Source organism: Aeromicrobium sp. (assembly GCF_036676885.1).
GTDB lineage: Bacteria > Actinomycetota > Actinomycetes > Propionibacteriales > Nocardioidaceae > Aeromicrobium.
On record NZ_JAKFCB010000244.1, the window covers coordinates 1 to 2,448 of the forward strand.

Annotated in this window: 3 protein-coding genes; all 3 read left to right on the forward strand. The window is 67.4% G+C overall.

Translation table 11 applies throughout. The annotated features are described in order from the left end of the window. Positions 1-376 (forward strand): ATP-binding cassette domain-containing protein (locus V6M46_RS10900; RefSeq protein ID WP_332664781.1); only part of this gene is annotated, 376 nt, incomplete at its 5' end. After that, complete coding sequence (locus V6M46_RS10905) at positions 373-1,407, forward strand: ABC transporter permease (RefSeq protein ID WP_332664782.1); 1,035 nt, start codon at positions 373-375, stop codon at positions 1,405-1,407. The genes V6M46_RS10900 and V6M46_RS10905, both read left to right, overlap by 4 nt. Further along, on the forward strand, positions 1,404-2,448 hold a 1,045-nt coding region (locus V6M46_RS10910; protein WP_332664784.1), incomplete at its 3' end, for an ABC transporter permease. The genes V6M46_RS10905 and V6M46_RS10910, both read left to right, overlap by 4 nt.

Genomic DNA, 2,448 nt, shown 5'->3' on the forward strand with positions numbered 1-2,448 from the left:
CGGCCCCTGGGCGGGACGCCTCGAGGTCAAGACCAACGCGCTCGACATGCACGCGACGACGATGAGCGGCGGCAACCAGCAGAAGGTGGTCATCGCCAAGTGGCTCGCGACGCAACCGTCGCTCCTGATCATCGACGAACCGACGCGTGGCATCGACATCGGCACCAAGGCCGAGGTGCACCGCCTGATCTCCGAGCTCGCCGGCCAGGGCATGGCGATCCTCATGATCTCGTCGGAGCTGCCCGAGGTGCTGGGCATGGCCGACCGCGTCCTCGTGGTCCACGAAGGACACATCACCGCGAACCTCGACCGCGCGGACGCGACGCCCGAGAGCGTCATGACCGCCGCGACCAACACGATGGAAGTTCCCGCATGACTGACACGATGCTGGTCGAACCCAGTCGCCGAACCGCCGCTCAACGCGCGATGTCGACGATCTTCACCTCGCGCGAGTCCGCCATCGCGCTGGTGCTGATCCTGGTCATCGCCGCCGCGACGCTCAACACCCGCAGCTTCTTGTTCAGCGACAACAGCTGGCGCGACCTGCTGCTGGCGCCCTCGATCCTGCTGCTGCTCGCGATCGGCCAGGCCGTCGTGATCATCACCCGCAACGTCGATCTGTCGGTCGGCTCGACGCTGGCCCTCACGGCATACCTGACCGGACGCCTGTTCGTGGACAACCCCGGCATCCCGATCATCGTGGTGTTCGCGATCGGCATGCTCGCGGGTGCCGGCCTGGGCCTGATCAACGGCCTGCTGGTCGCTCTCGGCAAGGTTCCTGCGCTGGTCATCACGCTCGGGACGCTCTACATCTACCGCGGCGTCGTGCTGTCGTGGGCGGGCTCGGACCGGATCAACGCCTCGGACATGCCGAACGACTTCCTCTCGCTCGGCACCAAGACGATCCTGACGATCCCGGTCCTGACGATCATCGCGCTGGTCGTGCTCGGCATCGTCGGCTACTACCTGCGCACCGCGCGTGGCGGCCGTGAGCTGTACGCGATCGGGTCCGACCCCGCCGCCGCCAACCTGTACGGCCTCAAGGTGCGCCGCCGCGTCATCGGCGCGTTCGTCCTGTGCGGCTCGCTCGCCGGCCTCGCCGGTGTCGTGTATGCCGCGCGCTACGGCACGATCAGCTCCGGAGCGGGCCAGGACATCGAGCTCCAGGCTGTCGGCGCCGCGGTCATCGGCGGCGTCGCGATCTTCGGCGGCAGCGGCTCGGTGTGGGGCGCCGCGATCGGCGCCTGGCTGCTCATCACGATCAACCGTGCGCTGCCGATCCTCGGCGTGCAGGACTTCTGGCAGCAGGCCGTCGTCGGTGCCCTGATCCTCGGCGCGATCGTGCTCGACCGGGTCCTGTCGGCACGCAGATCACGCAAGCTCGTCGAAGCGAGGGACGCATCATGACCACGACGACCACCGCCGCACGGACGTACGCGTCCCACGCGAAGCCGCTGTGGCAGCGGGTGCTGCTGACCCGCGAGTTCGCGATCATCGCCCTGCTCGTCGCGGTCTACCTCTACTCGCGCGACCAGGTGCCGGCGTTCGACGGGCCGCTGACGATCTACTACCTGCTGCTCGACGCCGCCGCGATCCTGCTGATCGCCCTGCCGATGACGATGATCATCATCACCGGCGAGATCGACCTGTCGGTGGCGAGCACCGTGGCACTCAGCAGCGTGCTCGTCGGCGACCTGCACCAGAACGGCATGTCGATCCCGATGGCTGGGCTCGTCGCGATCGTCGTCGGCGTGATCTGCGGGGCGTTCAACGGCTTCCTCGTGGCGTACGTCGGACTGCCCTCGCTGGCCGTCACGATCGGCACGCTGGCGCTCTACCGCGGCATCGCGGTCGGCACGCTCGGCACCAAGGCCGTCACGGACTTCCCCGAGAAGTGGACCGACCTGGCCAAGCAGCACATCGGTGACAGCAGCTACCCGGTCATCATGATCCCGTTCGTCGTGCTCCTGATCATCTTCGCGGTGCTGCTGCACTTCACGTCGTTCGGTCGCGGTGTCTACGACATCGGCCTCAACTCCGAGGCGGCGCACTTCACCGGCGTCAACGTCGCGCGTACCAAGTTCATCCTGTTCGTGCTCTCCGGCGCCGTCTCGGCGTTCGCGGGCATCTACATCACGCTCCGCTACGGCAGCGCGCGGGGCGACAACGCGACCGGGCTCGAGCTCCAGGTCATCGCCGCGGTCCTGCTCGGCGGCGTGTCGATCTTCGGCGGGCGCGGTGCGCTGCACGGCGTCATCGCCGGAGTCCTGTTGATCGGCGTCATCTCGAGCGCCCTGCGCCTCGAGGACGTCACGGTCAACGTCATCAACATCATCATCGGGCTGCTGCTCGTGCTCTCGGTGATGTCCACCAGCTTCCTGTCCTTGGCAACTCGGGCGTCGGCAGGAATGAAGAAACGCAGCTCCAAGAGCTCCGATGAACGCCAGC